The organism is Microcoleus sp. OTE_8_concoct_300 (assembly GCF_031383065.1).
Taxonomy (GTDB): domain Bacteria; phylum Cyanobacteriota; class Cyanobacteriia; order Cyanobacteriales; family Microcoleaceae; genus Microcoleus.
This window is the reverse complement of the sequence record NZ_JANMZH010000878.1, coordinates 1-16,305: the sequence shown is the minus strand read 5'-3', so window position 1 is coordinate 16,305 and position 16,305 is coordinate 1. Positions and strand designations below refer to the sequence as shown.

General features: G+C 46.7%; 11 protein-coding genes and 1 pseudogene. 3 read left to right on the top strand and 9 right to left on the bottom strand.

The features are described 5' to 3' along the window. Window positions 1-322 precede the first annotated feature (322 nt). Window positions 323-493 (bottom strand): TRADD-N-associated membrane domain-containing protein, encoded by a 171-nt coding sequence (locus tag ACUVJL_RS38370; RefSeq protein ID WP_445250600.1) that lies wholly within the window; start codon window positions 491-493, stop codon window positions 323-325. A gap of 162 nt (window positions 494-655) precedes the next feature. Between ACUVJL_RS38370 and ACUVJL_RS38365 the strand changes: the two genes are divergently transcribed. After that, on the top strand, window positions 656-2,083 hold the full coding sequence (locus tag ACUVJL_RS38365; protein ID WP_445250599.1) for a pentapeptide repeat-containing protein: 1,428 nt from the start codon (window positions 656-658) through the stop codon (window positions 2,081-2,083). 177 nt (window positions 2,084-2,260) lie between these two features. On the opposite strand, the gene ACUVJL_RS38360 is transcribed toward ACUVJL_RS38365, so the two are convergent. Beyond that, entirely contained in the window at window positions 2,261-3,133 is an 873-nt protein-coding gene (locus ACUVJL_RS38360; protein WP_445250598.1) for a 6-carboxytetrahydropterin synthase, read from the bottom strand. Window positions 3,134-3,181: 48 nt separating this feature from the next. Next, a complete protein-coding gene (locus tag ACUVJL_RS38355; RefSeq protein WP_445250597.1) occupies window positions 3,182-3,316 on the bottom strand; it encodes a hypothetical protein in 135 nt (44 codons plus the stop codon). Between the two features lie 250 nt (window positions 3,317-3,566). On the opposite strand from ACUVJL_RS38355, the gene ACUVJL_RS38350 reads away from it, so the two are divergent. Beyond that, window positions 3,567-5,066 carry a cyclic nucleotide-binding domain-containing protein gene (locus ACUVJL_RS38350; protein WP_445250596.1) on the top strand — a complete coding sequence of 500 codons (1,500 nt, stop codon included), beginning with the start codon at window positions 3,567-3,569 and terminating at the stop codon, window positions 5,064-5,066. Between the two features lie 176 nt (window positions 5,067-5,242). Here the strand turns inward: ACUVJL_RS38350 and ACUVJL_RS38345 are convergent, their stop codons facing one another. Beyond that, complete coding sequence (locus tag ACUVJL_RS38345; RefSeq protein WP_445250595.1) at window positions 5,243-5,923, bottom strand: J domain-containing protein; 681 nt, start codon at window positions 5,921-5,923, stop codon at window positions 5,243-5,245. Window positions 5,924-6,570: 647 nt separating this feature from the next. Between ACUVJL_RS38345 and ACUVJL_RS38340 the strand changes: the two genes are divergently transcribed. Beyond that, window positions 6,571-8,232, top strand: a complete 1,662-nt coding sequence (locus ACUVJL_RS38340) for a glycerophosphodiester phosphodiesterase family protein (protein ID WP_445250594.1) — start codon at window positions 6,571-6,573, stop codon at window positions 8,230-8,232. Window positions 8,233-8,324: 92 nt separating this feature from the next. Here ACUVJL_RS38340 and cysK read toward each other — a convergent pair whose 3' ends face one another. From cysK to ACUVJL_RS38315, 5 genes and pseudogenes are all read right to left on the bottom strand, one after another. Next, the gene (gene cysK / locus ACUVJL_RS38335; RefSeq protein WP_445250593.1) at window positions 8,325-9,287 is read right to left on the bottom strand and encodes a cysteine synthase A; all 963 of its coding nucleotides are present in this window, start codon (window positions 9,285-9,287) and stop codon (window positions 8,325-8,327) included. 56 nt (window positions 9,288-9,343) lie between these two features. Further along, window positions 9,344-9,784 carry an Rrf2 family transcriptional regulator gene (locus tag ACUVJL_RS38330; protein ID WP_332959332.1) on the bottom strand — a complete coding sequence of 147 codons (441 nt, stop codon included), beginning with the start codon at window positions 9,782-9,784 and terminating at the stop codon, window positions 9,344-9,346. 808 nt (window positions 9,785-10,592) lie between these two features. Beyond that, window positions 10,593-12,794: an iron uptake porin gene (locus ACUVJL_RS38325; protein WP_445250592.1), complete on the bottom strand. Its 2,202-nt coding sequence runs from the start codon at window positions 12,792-12,794 to the stop codon at window positions 10,593-10,595. A 293-nt stretch (window positions 12,795-13,087) separates the two neighbouring features. Then, entirely contained in the window at window positions 13,088-14,737 is a 1,650-nt protein-coding gene (locus ACUVJL_RS38320; RefSeq protein ID WP_445250591.1) for an HD domain-containing phosphohydrolase, read from the bottom strand. Window positions 14,738-14,896: 159 nt separating this feature from the next. After that, a pseudogene (locus ACUVJL_RS38315) lies at window positions 14,897-15,180 on the bottom strand (4a-hydroxytetrahydrobiopterin dehydratase). Between the last annotated feature and the right edge of the window lie 1,125 nt (window positions 15,181-16,305).

Here is a 16,305-nt window from a genome sequence, read left to right as displayed (position 1 = left end):
CAAAAAAGGACGGGCGGGACGCCCATCCCACAATAACAATTAAAATTGTAAGTTATTTAATTCGCGATCCTTATTTAAAAAAGTGCGATCGATGGTATTTTGCTCTGAATAAGCGCGTTTTGTAGGGGCAATCCCGCCGTGGTTGCCCCGATCCTGATGATTGTTGCCTCAGTCCTATTGCTCTAATTATCAGCAATCCACCCGCTATCGATCGTCGTTGAGATCAGAAGCAACCTTATCAAGTCTATCATTGGCATCTTGGGACAGCTCGAGACAATAAGCAGTTGATGCTAGTAGACCGGAGAGTTGCCGTGATAGTTCCCTAATCAGCTTTGCCCAGAAGTACAAGCCCAACTCCTGCAAAGCTGATGAAGACATAGGCTGCGGTCGTTACAAAGGCCAAGTTAAAACTATGGTGGGCTTGGCGCAATCGTTCTTTGGCAATAATCATTTCTATTGTGGAGTCAGAATCGGTGATTGGCTGGTTATTCATAGATTTCGTTGAGCCTAAACTTTATACTTCTAGTCTGAAGCAAAATGCTTGAAACCCTGACTACACAATAATTTACTTGTCGCTCTCTTGTGCTTGCTCTATGATTGTCCTAGGCTCTAGTTTCGATTTTGTAAGCGATCGTCTCAAAAGACTCTCCACATTATGACTAACCTAAGCATGAGAAAAAAGAAGAAGATAACTATCCCCCCATCTTCAGAAGGTGTAAAAATAGCAGAAAACGCTCTGATCAGGCTAGGATTTGATTCAAAAATTAACTTTGCCAAAGCTCAGCTTTTATCACGCCGTACAATTACCAAGTTTTTTCAGTGCCGGCTTATTCAGCTTGATTCCTTTAAGAAGATATGTCACGAACTAAAGTTAGATTGGACGAAAATAGCAGGAATATCAGAAGAAAAAAACTCTAAGATACCAGAAACAAAGTATTGCATAAACCCTGATATTAATGAAGGCTGGGAGAAAATGCACACACAAACATTTTACCGTCAAGTGACTGTAAGAGATGAAAAAACTCATACAATTAAAGCTAAAATAAAATGGATAGGTGATATAAAATCATGCGAGACTTTAAGTCGGATTGAATGGAATTTACGAAAATATTCAGGAGAAACTCTAAAAATTACTGATATTAAAGAGGGCAGCATCCGATTAACTGTAGAGGGTTCTCAAGAGGATATCGATCGGCTTGTATCTGGCATTAAATCAGGAGAATTAAAAGAAGTAAGCGGTTTTCCTGTTGAAGATGTTCAAATTTTGAGTGAAAGTTCAGAGGATGACGAAAGAAACGAACTCAATAATAAGTGGTGTCTAGTACGAGAGATTGTTATTCAGGGAATTAGAGATCGAAACTTAAGTGGGTTTGACTTAAGTGATGCCGACCTGAGATATGCCAACCTGAGTGGTGCCAACCTGAGAAGTGCCGACCTCAGCGGTGCCGACCTCAGTGGTGCCAACCTGACAAGTGCCGACCTCAGTGGTGCCGACCTCAGTGGTGCCAACCTGATTGATGCCAACCTGATGAGTGCCTACCTCAGTGGCGCTGACCTCAGAAGTGCCGACCTGAGTGGTGCCTACCTGATGAGTGCCTACCTGATTGGTGCCAACCTGATTGGTGCCAACCTCAGTGGTGCCAACCTGATTCGTGCCTACCTCAGTGGTGCCAACCTCAGAAGTGCCGACCTCACAAGTGCCGACCTCAGTGGCGCCGACCTGATTGATGCCAACCTGATTGGTGTCAACCTGATTGGTGCCAACCTCAGTGGTGCCAACCTCAGTGGTGCCAGCCTGATTGGTGACCGGATTCGTGCCTACCGCATTCATGCCGACCTGAGTGGTGCCAACCTCAGTGGTGCCGACCTCAGTGGTGCCGACCTCAGTGGTGCCAACCTCAGTGGTGCCAACCTCAGTGGTGCCGACCTGATTGATGCCAACCTGAGTAAGACTAAGGTTGAGAAAGCCCGATTCAGCTCGAACTTAGGCTTTTCTGAATCGATGAAGCAAGACCTGATTAAACAAGGCGCAATCTTTGAGGATTCTCCAGGCGATCGCTCTGAAGTTCTCACAAAAGTATAATGGTCTGGAATCAGCTAAAAATGAGCCAACTTCTCAAGGAAAATATAATTAATTGTAGTTTTCTTTCAGAGGACTTTAGCTATGAGACAGGGGTTGAACACCCCTGTCGGACTATCGCACTGCCGGACTCTCGGATCTACAGAGAAGACTCGTGAATCTACCAGCAGATATTCAGCTCTAAACCCCAGCTAAAATCGCTTCCGGCTGCTGACGTTCAGTCGCCACTTCCTCTAAATCAGCGCCGAAAATTTCACAGCTATTATTCGGACTTTCAATCAGCTTAATCTTGTGCAACTCTGCGCCCAATTCCCGAACAGGCGCAAGCAACAATTGCCCGATCCGAACAGCAATATTCTCCGCAGTCGGCACAACCTTCTCAAAATAAGCAATATCCTTATTTAAAAAAGTGTGATCGAAAGGTTCAACAACATAATCGTCAACCGCTTTTTGCAAAGCTCCCAAATCAGCAATCATGCCAGTCCGCGCATCAATTTCCCCTTTAACAGTCACCTCTAAATGATAGTTGTGACCGTGACCGTTCGGACGAGCACATTTGCCGTAAATTTCCGAGTTTTCTTCAAAGCTCAAATCGGGACGAGCCAACCGATGGGCCGCGCTAAAATGAGTAGACAAAGTTAAATAAGCTTCCATTCCGTTTCCTAAATATTCAGCCCAAAGTTCGGGATGTTCAAACAATTGAATTTTGGTCACAGGCAAATGAGGGGCTAGGCGCAGCCAAATTTGCCGTGCTATGTTTTCAGTAGTTGGCAGAGTCTGCTCAAATTCCGGCCACGCTTCGTTGAGAAAGGAAAAATCGAGATCCTTGGTAACTTCCCGCTTGATGACGTGCTTGACATCAGACAGGTTGAGCACCATGCCGTACTCGTCGAGTTCTCCTATCATGGAAACGTAAAGGACGTAATTGTGTCCGTGTCCCGGTGCGCGGGCAGTTGGGCCAAACCGTTCAAAGTTCTCGGCTTCGCTCAATTCCGGCAGCCAGTACCGGTGACTCGCCGAAAACTGTGCCCGACGATTGATGATGCACTGCATAAAAGTCAAGTAAGGTAAGCTTGTTAAGTTCTGTAAAGGACTTACTTCTTAAGGATAAACTAATTTTTGCTGGAATTTTTCAATAATTTGAGGGTGCTCTAAATGAATTTCTACCAATTTTCCAGATATTGGCAACACGTCGTCGATCGATCGAGCCGCCGGGCCCATCTTACGCCACAACACAGATATCCGGCAGAAAATACCGCTACAAAATAGTTTTTCGCCATCTGTTACTAACCCATCAGTTACCAGCCTTTGAGAAAGTACGCGCGTGCGGATTTATCCGAAAGGGAATCCACCTTTTTTGCAACACAGGGCACTCCACCGCTCGAGTTTTTCGCCTAAGCTCTGCAATAGTTAGCAGTTTGGCGTTCAGTTGCGCTCAAAACTCATCACCCATTATCAATCACCAATTATCTATTACCAAATATTAATGAATTGGATTACTGTACGAACAGATCGCTTTGTTGAACATTTCTGGGGTGCGATGACAACCCCGCTATTCTATATCGGCGACACTCATCTGTCTATCAGTGCGATCGTCAAAATGATAGTTTTAGCTATATTTGCCTTCATTATAGCTAAGATTATCAGTGAAGGAATCAAGCGCAGCCTGCTAGTTCGTATGGGATTGGATCGCGGCAGTCGAGAAGCAATTTCCACCATCACTAGCTATATTTTAACAACTCTTGGCTGTATAATCGTCCTGCAAGGTGCCGGCATCAACCTCACTTCTCTCACCGTCTTAGCTGGCGTTGTCGGCATTGGTTTCGGCTTCGGCTTGCAAAATCTCGCCAGCAACTTTATCAGCGGTCTCACCCTGCTATTTGAACACCAAATTAGAGTCGGAGACTTTATTGAAATAGACAATTTATTAGGAACAGTAGAAACAATTTCCATCCGCTCCACAATTATCAAAACAATTGACGGACTGTTTGTAATCATACCAAATATTAAATTTGTCGAAACAAACATTATTAACTGGAGTTACAGAGACCCCAGATGCCGCCTCCACATCCCCGTCGGCGTTGCTTACGGATCTGACCCAGTAATAGTTACAGAAGCGCTGTTAATTGCGGCGCGGATGGAATCGAATGTCTTGTCCCATCCTTCTCCTAAAGTATGGTTTCGCGGTTTTGGAGATAACGCTTTAAATTTTGAACTTTTAGTTTGGATTGACCAGCCACAGGAAAGCGATGCCATTAAAAGCGCCGTGAATTTTTTAATAGATTACGAATTTCGCCACCGAAATATCGAAATTCCCTTTCCCCAGCGGGATTTGTGGCTGCGAAACCCGAAAGAGTTAACTCAATTTTTTCACAACAACAAAGATGATAATTCCAACGGCCAACTTTTTCCGCAGACTGCAAAACATTCAGCAGAACTCAAATCTAATCCCACAGTTTCTGAGCAAAAAAAATCAGGGTCTAAATCGCCTAGTAATTGGACGCTGCGAGATTTGTTGCGGCGAGTAACTTATTTTGAACAGTGCACGGATTTAGAACTGCGACAGTTAATTGAATACGGCTATCGACAACTGTTTCCAGCGGAACAAGTTGTATGTAAAGAAGAGGACCCTGGCGATTCTTTTTATATTATTCTTTCGGGTACTGTAGAAGTTCTTTCTCAAAAAGCCGATAAGTATATTGCTACGCTTCACGAGGGCGAGTTTTTTGGGGAAATATCTTTGCTGTTGGGAACTCCGAGAACGGCGACTGTTAAAACTCGCGAAGATGCAATTTTGTTTGTGGTGGAACGCCACGACTTGCAAAAACTTTTAATAGAACAGCCGAATTTAGCAGATCAGATTGCTCAAAAATTGTCGGAACGCCAGCAAGCTTTGAGAGATTTGGGATTGTTAGATGACGAATCTCTGGAACAAACTCCTTTTCTTAAAATTCGCAAGCGAATTCAAGTTCTTTTTGGAATTTGATACGGGAAGGAAGTTCGGCAACGCGCAGTGAATCGGGATTTAACGGATTTAACGGATGAATGTTGAGGGAATTGGAAATTGGGAATTGGGAATTGGTAATTGGGCAATTCTCCCACTCTCCCACTCTCCCACTCTCCCACTCTCCCACTCTCCCCTCTCCCCCTCTCCTTGACTAACTAACTTTTAAATTTTAATTCATCCTGTGCTTCCCGTCGCAGTCTAGCGGCAATTCTAAACAGTTCTTGACCTGTGTGCAAGTGGCGATCGTCATAATTGAGGGTAAATAGCTGCAATTCTTCTATGCCGTCTCCGACTTGATTGATGCAGTAGTAGAGATGAGCCGCAACTCCGGCTACATTAGAGGGATTGGGCATCGATGTAAAAAAGTTATGAGCTTTTTTGAGAAACTCGCGGCTGGTTTCGATATAAAGTTGAAACTTTTCTATCAGTTCGTCATCAAACGGATCTGCGGACAACTCGTCTATTTCCTTTTTAAGCGGCTTCAAGATGCTGTTGAGCATTTTATTGACGGGTTTGTATACTTTAATCACCCACTGTTCCATTTGTTCGTCAGCGTCCCGTGCTGTTTGTGTTTGCTGGCGGCTGACGTTTGGTGCGACTGGTGATTGATGTTCGGTTTGCTCGGAAAATTGGCGATCGTAAGATTGTCTGCGCTGGGCGTCTCCTAATATTTCATAGGCTGCATTGAGGCGGACAATCTCTTCGTGATCGGCTTTGGAACTGTGGCTGTCTGGATGAAATATTTTGACTAAACGGCGGTATGCTTGTTTAATCTCGGCTTGTGTTGCGGTTGGGCTAATCTTTAGGGTTTTGTAGTGATTGATAACGGAAGACACGCTGTTATTTCCTTGAAATCTGGATAATCTGCGAAAAAGTGCTTGACAAGAGTTTCATAATTTGCTAAGACAATAGCTATTTACTTGATATAAAAAAATGTCAAGTGTAACTAAAAAACCTCAGTTTTAAAATTATAGCAGTCGTCAAATCGGTTAGGAAAAATTATTGTAGGGCGGGCGCTACTATCATCTCATCCCATTAGGAGAAATCTCACCCGCAGCAACACCCTACTGCCATTACTATGTATTAACCGCCAAGGCGGTTGCTATATTACATCCTTCCAATCCGTTATACTCATCGGTTGGCAAATTGCTAATTGCGTGTTGGTGCGGGTGAGTACCTCATACCAATTTAATGGGTAGTTGCACATATCTCGATCCCCCTAAATCCCCCTTAATAAGGGGGACTTTGAGAAGAATCTTTTCCCCCCCTTATTAAGGGGGGTTAGGGGGGATCAGATTCCATGCAGGCTCATAAAAAATTGGTATCAAGCTTGTTCAAAACCGCCCGATCATTTTTTTTGCCTTTGCATAACTAAAAATTAAGCAATGGATAGTAATTACTTAATCTTGTCGTGATAGTTTTTTAGTGACCTTAACAGAAAGTCAAAGTAATTATCTTTGAGTCACTCAGGGAAATCAAAATCATGGCACTTAAACTGCAAATTATCCATGCTTCCAACCTTGAGGGTGGAGTTCCAGCGATCGACAGCAACCTCAAAGATACCGATCTACATCCATCTGAAGACAAGGAGACTCAGGATTTATCTGTTCGCACAGCTTCACTGCTACAATCTGAGTCTTTTTTACTGACAAACAGCGAGGACAATTTCACCGTTACTCCTGGATCACTCAAGGGAATACTGGGGGGGATTTCGGCGCTGGGCGGTAACGACAATATTGTGGGAAGTGTTGATTCAGAGCAAATTAATGGGAATTCTGGTAATGATACACTGTCTGGTGGTGGAGGAAATGACACCCTAATTGGTGGTCAAGGTAATGATATATTGCTAGGCGGAGATGGGGAGGATTTTCTCAGTGGAGACAAAGGTTTAGATACTCTCACTGGCGGTGTCGGAAATGATACGTTTTTGTTGCGCCGTACTCAGGGTGCTGATATTATTACTGATTTTGGAGCGGGCGATCACTTAACTTTGGGAGATCGACTTCAATTCTCGGATTTGTTGATTACTACCACCGCGACAAATACAGCAATTAGCCTCCGAGATGGCACATTGTTGGCAACGATAAATGGAGTACAAGCTATTAACCAAAACAATTTTGTTGAACTACCCCGCCGCCCTTTAATTATCGGACATCGCGGCGCAAGCGGCTACCGCCCCGAACATACCCTAGCTGCCTACGAATTGGCAGTCGAGATGGGTGCAGATTTCATTGAACCTGACGTAGTTTCCACTAAAGATGGAGTGTTAATTGCCCGCCACGAAAATGAAATTTCGGGGACGACGGATATTGCAAAACGACCGGAATTTGCCGATCGCAAACGCAAAAAGACAATTGACGGTCAAGAAGTAGAAGGTTGGTTTACAGAAGATTTGACCTTAGCCGAAATCAAAAGTTTGCGGGCGCGAGAACGGTTGCCAGAGTTGCGGGGGACAGCATTTGACGGTCAATTTCAGGTTCCTACACTTCAAGAAGTAATTGATTTAGCTAAGCGCAAAAGTGCCGAAAAAGGGCGGACAGTTGGAATTTATCCAGAGACAAAACACCCGACTTATTTTAAGTCAGTTAATTTGCCTTTAGAGCAGCGGTTAGTGCAAGTGGTGTCTGCTAATGGATATACCAAACGCACAGATCCGGTGTTTATCCAATCCTTTGAAGTGGGGAATCTCAAAGAGTTAAATCGCTTGACCGACTTGCCGCTGGTGCAGTTAATGGATGACTTTGGAGCAAAACCTTATGATTTTGTAGTGAGTGGCGATCGCCGTACCTACCGCGATTTAATGACAACCCAAGGGTTAGCTGAAATCAAAACCTATGCGGACGGAATAGGGCCTTGGAAGCGGACAATAGTTGTCGAAGGTGCAGATAAGAAATTACAGCCAGCTAATAGTTTAATAACCGATGCTCACCAGGCTGGCTTATTAGTTCACCCTTACACTTTCCGCAATGAATCTCCTACTTATTTGGCTTCCGAGTATGGCGGTAATCCAGCTTTGGAGTACGAACAATTTTACCGCTTAGGTGTAGACGGTTTGTTTAGCGATTTTCCCGATACAGCTTTTAATGCAGCGGCGCGGCTTTATCCTTTCTCAAGTGTAGACTCTCTAAGAGGCGTGAGTTTGTAGGCATTGGATTATAGCAGTCGCCAAAATGGAAAGCAGGGCGTACTTTTGTAACGCCCTGTTTTCCATTGCTGCGATTCTAACCCGCGATCGACCTAGTTGAGGGCCATCGCCAGATTGAGTTCTGGATCTTGGAACAAGGGAGTGCTCAGATAGCGTTCGCCGAAGCTAGGCTGAATCATCACAATCAATTTCCCTGCATTTTCCGGACGCTTGCCGACTTTCACAGCAGCACATAGTGCCGCACCGCTGGAAATACCGGACAAAAGTCCTTCTTCTCTGGCCAAGCGGCGGCCGTAGGCGATCGCGTCATCATCCGTAACAACTATAATTTCGTCGATCGAATCCACATTCAGCACCGGCGGCACAAAACCAGCACCGATACCTTGAATTTTGTGAGGTCCTGGCTTTCCGCCCGACAGTATCTGACTATTAGCCGGCTCAACGGCGATCGCCTTAAATCCGGGTTTCCGCGACTTAATCACCTCTGCGACACCCGTAATCGTACCGCCGGTGCCGACTCCCGAAATCAGGAAATCAACCTCGCCGTCTGTATCTTGCCAAATTTCCTCAGCCGTTGTCGAACGGTGGACCTGCGGGTTCGCTGGATTGCGAAACTGCTGCAACATATACGCATTGGGAGTTTTGTCCACAATCTCTTGAGCGCGGCGGATGCAGCCGCTCATGCCCTCAATTCCCGGAGTCAGTTCTAGTTGGGCCCCGTAAGCTCGCAGCATCGATCGGCGTTCCGTGCTCATCGTATCCGGCATCGTCAAAATCAACTGGTAGCCCTTAGCCGCCGCCACCATTGCCAGAGCAATTCCGGTATTGCCAGAAGTCGGTTCCACTAAAACCGTTTTCCCAGGAGTAATCAGCCCTTCGGCCTCGGCTTGATTGACCATATTGACACCGATGCGGTCTTTCACCGATGATGCCGGATTCATGCCTTCGAGTTTTACCACAATCCGGGCCACGCAGCCTTCAGCTTGGGGAATGCGGTTGAGTTGCACCAGGGGCGTCCGCCCTACCAATTCTGTAATGTCGCCAGCAATACGCATAATTTTTGTCAGTTTGTGGTTGAAAGTAAATGTTAATTCCTAGTGGGGAATATTAACTAGATGTAATACATGATATCGAGCTGCCGTCTGCCATTGCGCTTTTCGCACAGATCCTGTAGCGTGTATTTTTGCAACACTGAGTTGGCAATTGATCGGGCTTCTTGCCAAACTTCCCAAATCACCGCACTTTCTACAGTTTGAGCGGGCGAGTCTTTTTCAGAGCGATCGAAATCTGAGCCTTCGAGACAGTTGATAATTTCTAGGAGTGTAATTTTCCAGGGTTCCCTCGCCAAGATATAACCTCCCTTAGCTCCTCGCTGGCTGCGAATGAGCCCGCAGCGTCTCATAGTAGCGAGCAACTGCTCTAAATATCGATCGGGAATATTTTGCTGAGCCGCTATCTGGCGAATTTGCAGAGGCTCGCCTTCATCGTAGCAATCGGCAAGCTCCAGCAAAGCTAAGATTGCGTATTCGCTTTTACAGGAGAGTTCTACCATAATTGCTTCAAATATCAGAATTATCAACTCCGAAGTCAGATGTTAAAAGTCTACTCAATATTGAGTTCCCAATTCTCAATCCTAACTTTACCTTTTATTATACCCCGGTTTTCCACTGAACTTAATCGACTTTCATCACAGAAGCGTTAGGACGATCGTCCTAACGCTTCTGTGAAAACCAGTTGGTAGTTTCGACTCCCTCTGCTTCCACGACGGCATTACCTCAAGAAACCCGGTTTCTGCGTCTATGACTGTTGACATTCCCCGCGCTAATGCGACGGGGATTCTTAAGACTTTCGGGCCTTAATATCCCTATTGCCAGGGTTTCCGGGCGCAATCCTTTTGCCAAAAATGGCGGTCTGCTATCAAGCGTCTTGCAACTAGCTCCTCGGTCGTGACTTTCCTCCAGTCCGGGGGTAGGTTTTAACGTCTTTTACTGACGGTTTAATCAGTTCAGAACCTTAGTATGGGTTGTGATTAATTATTTTGAGCATCCGTACTGCTGTTAGGCTAGATACTTGATTTCTCAAAATTCGCAACTGTCGAATCTTTTGACGATAGCACACTGGCCAGACATTTGTGTAATTGGTATATCTCATAGGCAGGATTTATCCTGCCATGCCCTTTCATCCCTGGACTCTAGTCACAGGGTTTTTAGGGTATTTTTTATAATTTATAATTTTTAATAGATTCTCGGCGCCCAATTCATCCACCGCACAAAAAAGCCCTGCAGCAGGCAGGGCTAAACGTGGCATCTAGAGTTGCCAGCAGAGAGGGTATGACCCGCCCTGCCTCCTCTAACCGGCTCTTAGAACGTGAAAGTAGTTCTCAGAGTACCAATAATGATGTCGTCGTTATCGTCATTTTGATTGGGATTGGTCACCCAAATCACGCCCGGAGTAACAGAAATGTTGTCCGATAGCTGAAACTTGTAGAACCCTTCGACGTGATACGAATCATCGTTGCGGAAGCTCCGCAAACTTCTCGGAGCTTCAAGTTTATCCAAGTAAGGCTCACGACCTACCACGAACCCTAGCAAGTTGCCTTCTTTCCCTAAATCGGGCAAAGCCAAGGTGACAGCGTAGTTCCAAATTCTCGCATCGCCGATGCCGAGAATGCGGGCATTAGTTAAACCAGCCCAGCCGCCAAGGATAAACCTCGGGCTCAGCCGCAACGAAGCCTGAGCACCGTAGGAGTTGCTGACAACTTTGCGACCGCGGAAGCCGTCAAAGCCTTCGCTCAAACCGTTGAGAGAATTAGCCACGCTGGTACCGGTGAAACCGCCGAGACTGCCTGGTCCATTCGATAAACCATTGTCAAACCCAAAGTTACCTCTGCTAAAGTAACCGTGGTTGTAGTTGAAAGCAACTTGCAAGCTGCGTCCGGGGGTAAAAGTCAACTGACCCATCGCCGCGTAGTCGCCGTTCGTCAAGCCTGCACCCCTAGCCGGACTGGCTGCATTTGACGCCAAATAACCGAAGGATAGAGAAGTCGGGCCGAACACGCCACCCAGCAAGCCCCTGCCACCGAAGGCATAGTCAAAGCCGATACCTGAGCCACCGCCCAAGCGATAAATCGGGTTCCGCTGTCCAAAGGTACTCAATGCCCCGTTGCCGCCGTCAAAGTCTTCAAAGTAAGGGTTGACAGTCGGCAGAATGTCGTCCCAGACGACAGAGTTGGCTGCAAGGGTAACGTTCAGTCGCTGACCGACGGGGAACTTGTACAGCAAGGTGTCGAGGGCAACAACGTTGTCGGTTCTGCCGACAAAATTCCAAGTTTGAGTGCCTTCGCGGGTAGCCCCAAGGTTGAAGCTGCGACCGTTGCCGACTTGAAGCCTGGTCAGCAGCAAGTCTCTGCCGGTGAAGCTCGTATTTAAATTGAGACGCACCCGCTGTTGGAAGACAGCTTCGTTATTGTTGCTGCCGACTCTTCTGTTGTCTCTACCAAAAACTCTAACGTCGCCACCAAAGTCGTCGCTGAGGGCAAAAATTGCTTCCCCAGTCAGCTTGGTAGTGGTTGAGAATTGGTTGGCTTCGAGTTCCGATGTCCGAGCTTCCAGAGCATCGACGCGACCGCGCAGGGTTGCCAGTTCCGCTGCAAATTCTTCTTGGAGCCGTTGGAGGGCTGCCAAGTCATCTCTCGTAGCTAAGTTGCCAGTGCCTCCTCTAATTAGCTCGCTAACCTTGTCTAAGCAAGCATTTAAACCGGCTGCGAATTCGTAGCGGGTCATGGCCCGATTGCCACGGAAGGTGCCGTCGGGATACCCCGCAATACAGCCGTAGCGCTCAACTAGGGATTGCAGTGCTTGGAATGCCCAGTCTGTGGGCCGCACGTCGGAAAGTTGAGATACTGAGGTAACTTGACCTTGAGTTTCACCGCTGGCCGCACCTTCGCTGCTGTACTCGTTGAGCTGTTCTAATGTGGCGGCTGGGTTTTGATCTTGTGGTGCGACAGTTTGGGCTACAGATTCAGCCGGTTTTGGCAAACTTTGTGCTGCCGACTCTGCCACTGCCGGGGCTGGAGTTTCTAATTGAACTGCACCGATTTGCTCTGGGAGAGCGGTAGCTGCCGGGGCTGGTGTTTCTAGTTGGGCTGCCGGGGCAGAATTTTCTACTGGTTGAGCGACTGTTGGCCCGGCGGCGGCTAAAGATTCACTTGTAGGTTGTGATGCCGCTTCGGGATTTGCCGCTGCAGGGGCTGTGTTGGCTGCGGCGATCGCACTTTCAGTTGCAGCCGTGCCCGAATCTGCAATCGCTGCCTGGGTTTCTTTGCCCGCGGAGGCTTGGGAAATTTCTTCGACTGGCTCGGAGGCTGCGGTTGTTTCGGAAACAGCAGCTAAAGCATTGAGTTTCGCTTCGGAGGTTTCAGCGGTTTCAGCTTTGGCGCCAGTGGGCTTGAGCGCATCAGCAGCCTGCTGAGCGTCTGCTGCCATAGCGCTCGAAGAAACTACTAGGGTAGCTCCTAAGACTGCTGGGCTGATTAGTAAGTAACTCCACAAAAATTTCGACATATTCACTCTCATCCTCACACCGATTACAGAGAAACTTTTCTAGTCTTCTATGTGGTCAGTCGTTGCTCAACTAGCATAATCTAAAAAAAGACCTAAAATTCACTTTTTCTTTTGATTCTTTCTGGCTGACCGAGTGTATATATCTGACTGACCGCTGCACAGAGCCTGTTTTCTAACCTGTACTCAACCGCGTCAAAACCCTACCAGACTTGGGCTGTCGATTGATTTGACGGATGACACAAGGTAGCGCCCGATCGCCTTATTTACTTTTTAGCACAGCACCCCGCACTCGTCTAGGCTGATTCGACTTTAACATCCAAGTTGTGTCCGAGGACGCTAAATACTTGGCGATGGTCGAACAATTCTAACAAATCAGCGTTTATTTTGTTGTGAGCTGCTTCTTGCCGCAAAATTTTCATTGCTGCATCTGTTCGCAAAGCTCGTTTGTAGGGTCGATCGCCTGCTGTCAGGGCGTCGTAAATATCGGCGATCGTCATCAATTGCGCTTGAATTGGAATTTCTGACTTTTGTAAACCTCGCGGATAGCCTGTGCCGTCGAGTTTTTCGTGATGTCCGTAGGCAATTTCTGGAACATTTTTTAAATCCTTTGTCCAGTTAATTTGCTTGAGGAAGTCATAAGTGTGAGTTACATGAGATTCTATCTCCGCTCGTTCTTCCGGCGTCAGGTTGCCCCTCGACACCATCAATTGCACGATCTCGTCTGGGCTCAGCAGGGGTTTCTTTGCGCCGTCTATATCTCTGTAAGTTTGTTGAGAAATCTCTCGCAGTTGAGCTAGGGGTTCTGCTGCCAAAATGTGAGGCTCGTTTGCCTCTAGCAGCACTTCCCAGTATTCTGCTAATCTGGTTTTCGCCTCTGCTAGCTTAGTGTCTAGCTGTTCGATTTCCTGGCATTGAGCGCACTCTGGCTCCTGGCTCGGGTGTTTTCGGTAGGCTGAATGCTCCAGCAAGTATTTATATTTAGACTGGACGCATTCCATTTCCATAGTCCGCTGAGCTAAGCCAAAGCGGTGGCGAATGATTTCTAGCTGTGCGGGGTAGAGCTTTTTCTGCTTGGTCAAAACTGCTTCGGACACTCCGATTTTGCCAAAATCGTGCAGCAGGGCGGCGTAGCGAATTTCTTGAATTTGGCGGTTGTTAAAGTAAATAGAGCGCAGTCGTCCGCTGCTGACGCTGTTTACTTCTTCTGACAGGCGTACTGTGAGGGCTGCTACTCGTTCTGAATGGCCGTAGGTACAGGGGTCTCTGGCTTCTATGACTTGCACCGAGGCTTTGACGAAGCCCTCGAACAAATGTTCTATGCTTTCTTGGAGTTGATTGCGCTCGATCGAGATTGCTGCTTGAGAAGCGAGCGATCGAACTATCCTTTCTTCCCAATCCGAATACTGCTGCGTCGATTCCCAGGCATTGTCTGCTGTCAGCACCGTATCTGCCTTTGTTTTGCGGTTGATCAGTTGCAGTACGCCTATTGTCTCGCCCTGTCGGTTTTGCATTGGCAGTACCATTACCGAGCAAGTGCGGTAATTAATATCCCTGTCAAAACTGGTATCTAGCTGGTAGGGTACGCCGGAGGGTAAGTCGTAGGCATCAGACAGGTTCAAACTTTGACCTGTAATTGCCACGTATCCCGCCAAGCTTTTGTCTGTCAGCGGCAGGGAAAACTCCTTAAACGACAGTCTGGGTTTAGAACCGTTTTGGGCTACCTTGAACAGCAGCTTAGATGTTTCCTGGCTGTGATCTACTAAGTAAACGCTGCCAGCATCGCTGTAGGTAATTTCCCTACTTTTGGATAAAATTAAGTTTAACAACTCGCCCAAATCTTGGGCGCTCGACAGAGCCGCGCCAATATCTAAAAGCTTTTCTATCAGATCGGTTTTTTCTACAGCAGACTCGTTCTTGAACTCTGGCTTTTCAAATACGATCATGGTCGGATGATGGGGAATAGCCTTTTATACATTGGACTTTTGGCATCTCGACTTTTTTACACCTGATGCTAACCCCGAGTCGATTTTTTTTTGCGAGCTTTCCGCGAGCGGGGACTGTCTCTAGATACAGTGGCTCTTGTTGGGCTAACAGGAACTCTTTTAATCTAGCGTAGAAATCTCTTGGGCCGCAGGCCAAGTCTTTCTCAGTTAAGCCTCCGGCATCGTGAGTTGTCAAGTTAAGTGTAACTTGGTTCTACGAATTTTCTATGTCTGGGTGATGTGCTGCAGCTTCTGAGGGGGCGACCAACTTATTCACAAAGGCGATCGCTAAGGGTAAAATCTTTAAATAAACCGATACAGCGCAGTTGCTTGCCTTCAACCGTCGGGTCTGACAATGGACTGGCGCGCTCTTGAATTTCAGTCGGGTTAAGTAGGGCAGCCATAATTTTTTTTTAGCCATGGCAGATTAACTGAATCCGTAGACAATATTAATTTTTGTAAATTCCGTGAATAATCCGTTAGTAATAGGTATTAATACATAAGCTACCGTTTAAAACCAGCGTTGAAGCATCAGGCTTCTTACAGAAGTTTTGTAGTAAACGTAACGGAATAGTCACCTGCAAGACAATGTGTTTAATAGCGCTTTCCCTATTTTCTGGAAAGCTTTGAGAGATACCTCCCCATCGATCGAGCTTACGGCAACACCAGATGGACCCTACACTGTAAATTTGGGACAAGTCCTAGATTTACCGGGTTAAATGGATCTGCCCACCTCTAGAAGACCTGAAACACAACTATCCGCTCTCACCAATAGTAGTTGAAGCTCAAGTTTTAATACTCAAGATTTAACACTATTTGAGGTGAGAGCGGTCTAGCGGGTCTTCAGATTAGAACCTGACTGCCGGGAGAATCCCTAGCTCAGCCTGGTTCCCCGTGGAAGTCGTTTCCAGTTGGAGACGACGGCTGACTGCTAGTGAGCGGCCCCGGCGCACAGCCGGTAGTTTCCAATCTGATGACCCATGCGTTTACTACTTTCTATCATGGGCATCACCTCCAGTTTAGCTAAATGGCTTCTTATTTGAACGCACATCACCTAAATACAAGATTTAAGGTGATGATTTGTGCGCTAGCCATTGCCAGCGTTACCGAAAGAACTTGCGTTCTGAGTATCATTCCAGTAGTCACAATTATCAGAATAACACAAGGAATTAGAAATGGGGGATGCAAATTGACATTTTTGCAAGCTCGGGGTAAATTACTGCTGCTGCAAGGTCTTTGATCGATCTCTACAGCAATTGGACGATCGAGATTTTGAGGGTTAACTGCAAATATTTGATTGAAATGCGATGACTGTGGGGCGATCGGGTGTAAAGTCGGTTTAAATGGGCGATCGGCTGCTGCTTGATTTTTTGCCAGATAAGAGTTTGCGTGCGATTCGTTTAGCCGAAACTCGAAAGGGGGGATGGCTAGCAGCGGTGGGGTAAACCTATTAGGGTTAGAGTTCGCACTTTAATCCCCCATCGATGACAACTTACTATTCATGCAGGTGAGAAAACCTAGTCGAGCAT

What these genes read in the sequence shown, in the direction of transcription:
- ACUVJL_RS38370 (WP_445250600.1), bottom strand. Translation starts at nt 493, where the DNA reads ATGAATAACCAGCCAATCACCGATTCTGACTCCACAATAGAAATGATT.
- ACUVJL_RS38365 (WP_445250599.1), top strand. Translation starts at nt 656, where the DNA reads ATGACTAACCTAAGCATGAGAAAAAAGAAGAAGATAACTATCCCCCCA.
- ACUVJL_RS38360 (WP_445250598.1), bottom strand. Translation starts at nt 3,133, where the DNA reads ATGCAGTGCATCATCAATCGTCGGGCACAGTTTTCGGCGAGTCACCGG.
- ACUVJL_RS38350 (WP_445250596.1), top strand. Translation starts at nt 3,567, where the DNA reads ATGAATTGGATTACTGTACGAACAGATCGCTTTGTTGAACATTTCTGG.
- ACUVJL_RS38340 (WP_445250594.1), top strand. Translation starts at nt 6,571, where the DNA reads ATGGCACTTAAACTGCAAATTATCCATGCTTCCAACCTTGAGGGTGGA.
- cysK (WP_445250593.1), bottom strand. Translation starts at nt 9,287, where the DNA reads ATGCGTATTGCTGGCGACATTACAGAATTGGTAGGGCGGACGCCCCTG.
- ACUVJL_RS38330 (WP_332959332.1), bottom strand. Translation starts at nt 9,784, where the DNA reads ATGGTAGAACTCTCCTGTAAAAGCGAATACGCAATCTTAGCTTTGCTG.
- ACUVJL_RS38325 (WP_445250592.1), bottom strand. Translation starts at nt 12,794, where the DNA reads ATGTCGAAATTTTTGTGGAGTTACTTACTAATCAGCCCAGCAGTCTTA.
- ACUVJL_RS38320 (WP_445250591.1), bottom strand. Translation starts at nt 14,737, where the DNA reads ATGATCGTATTTGAAAAGCCAGAGTTCAAGAACGAGTCTGCTGTAGAA.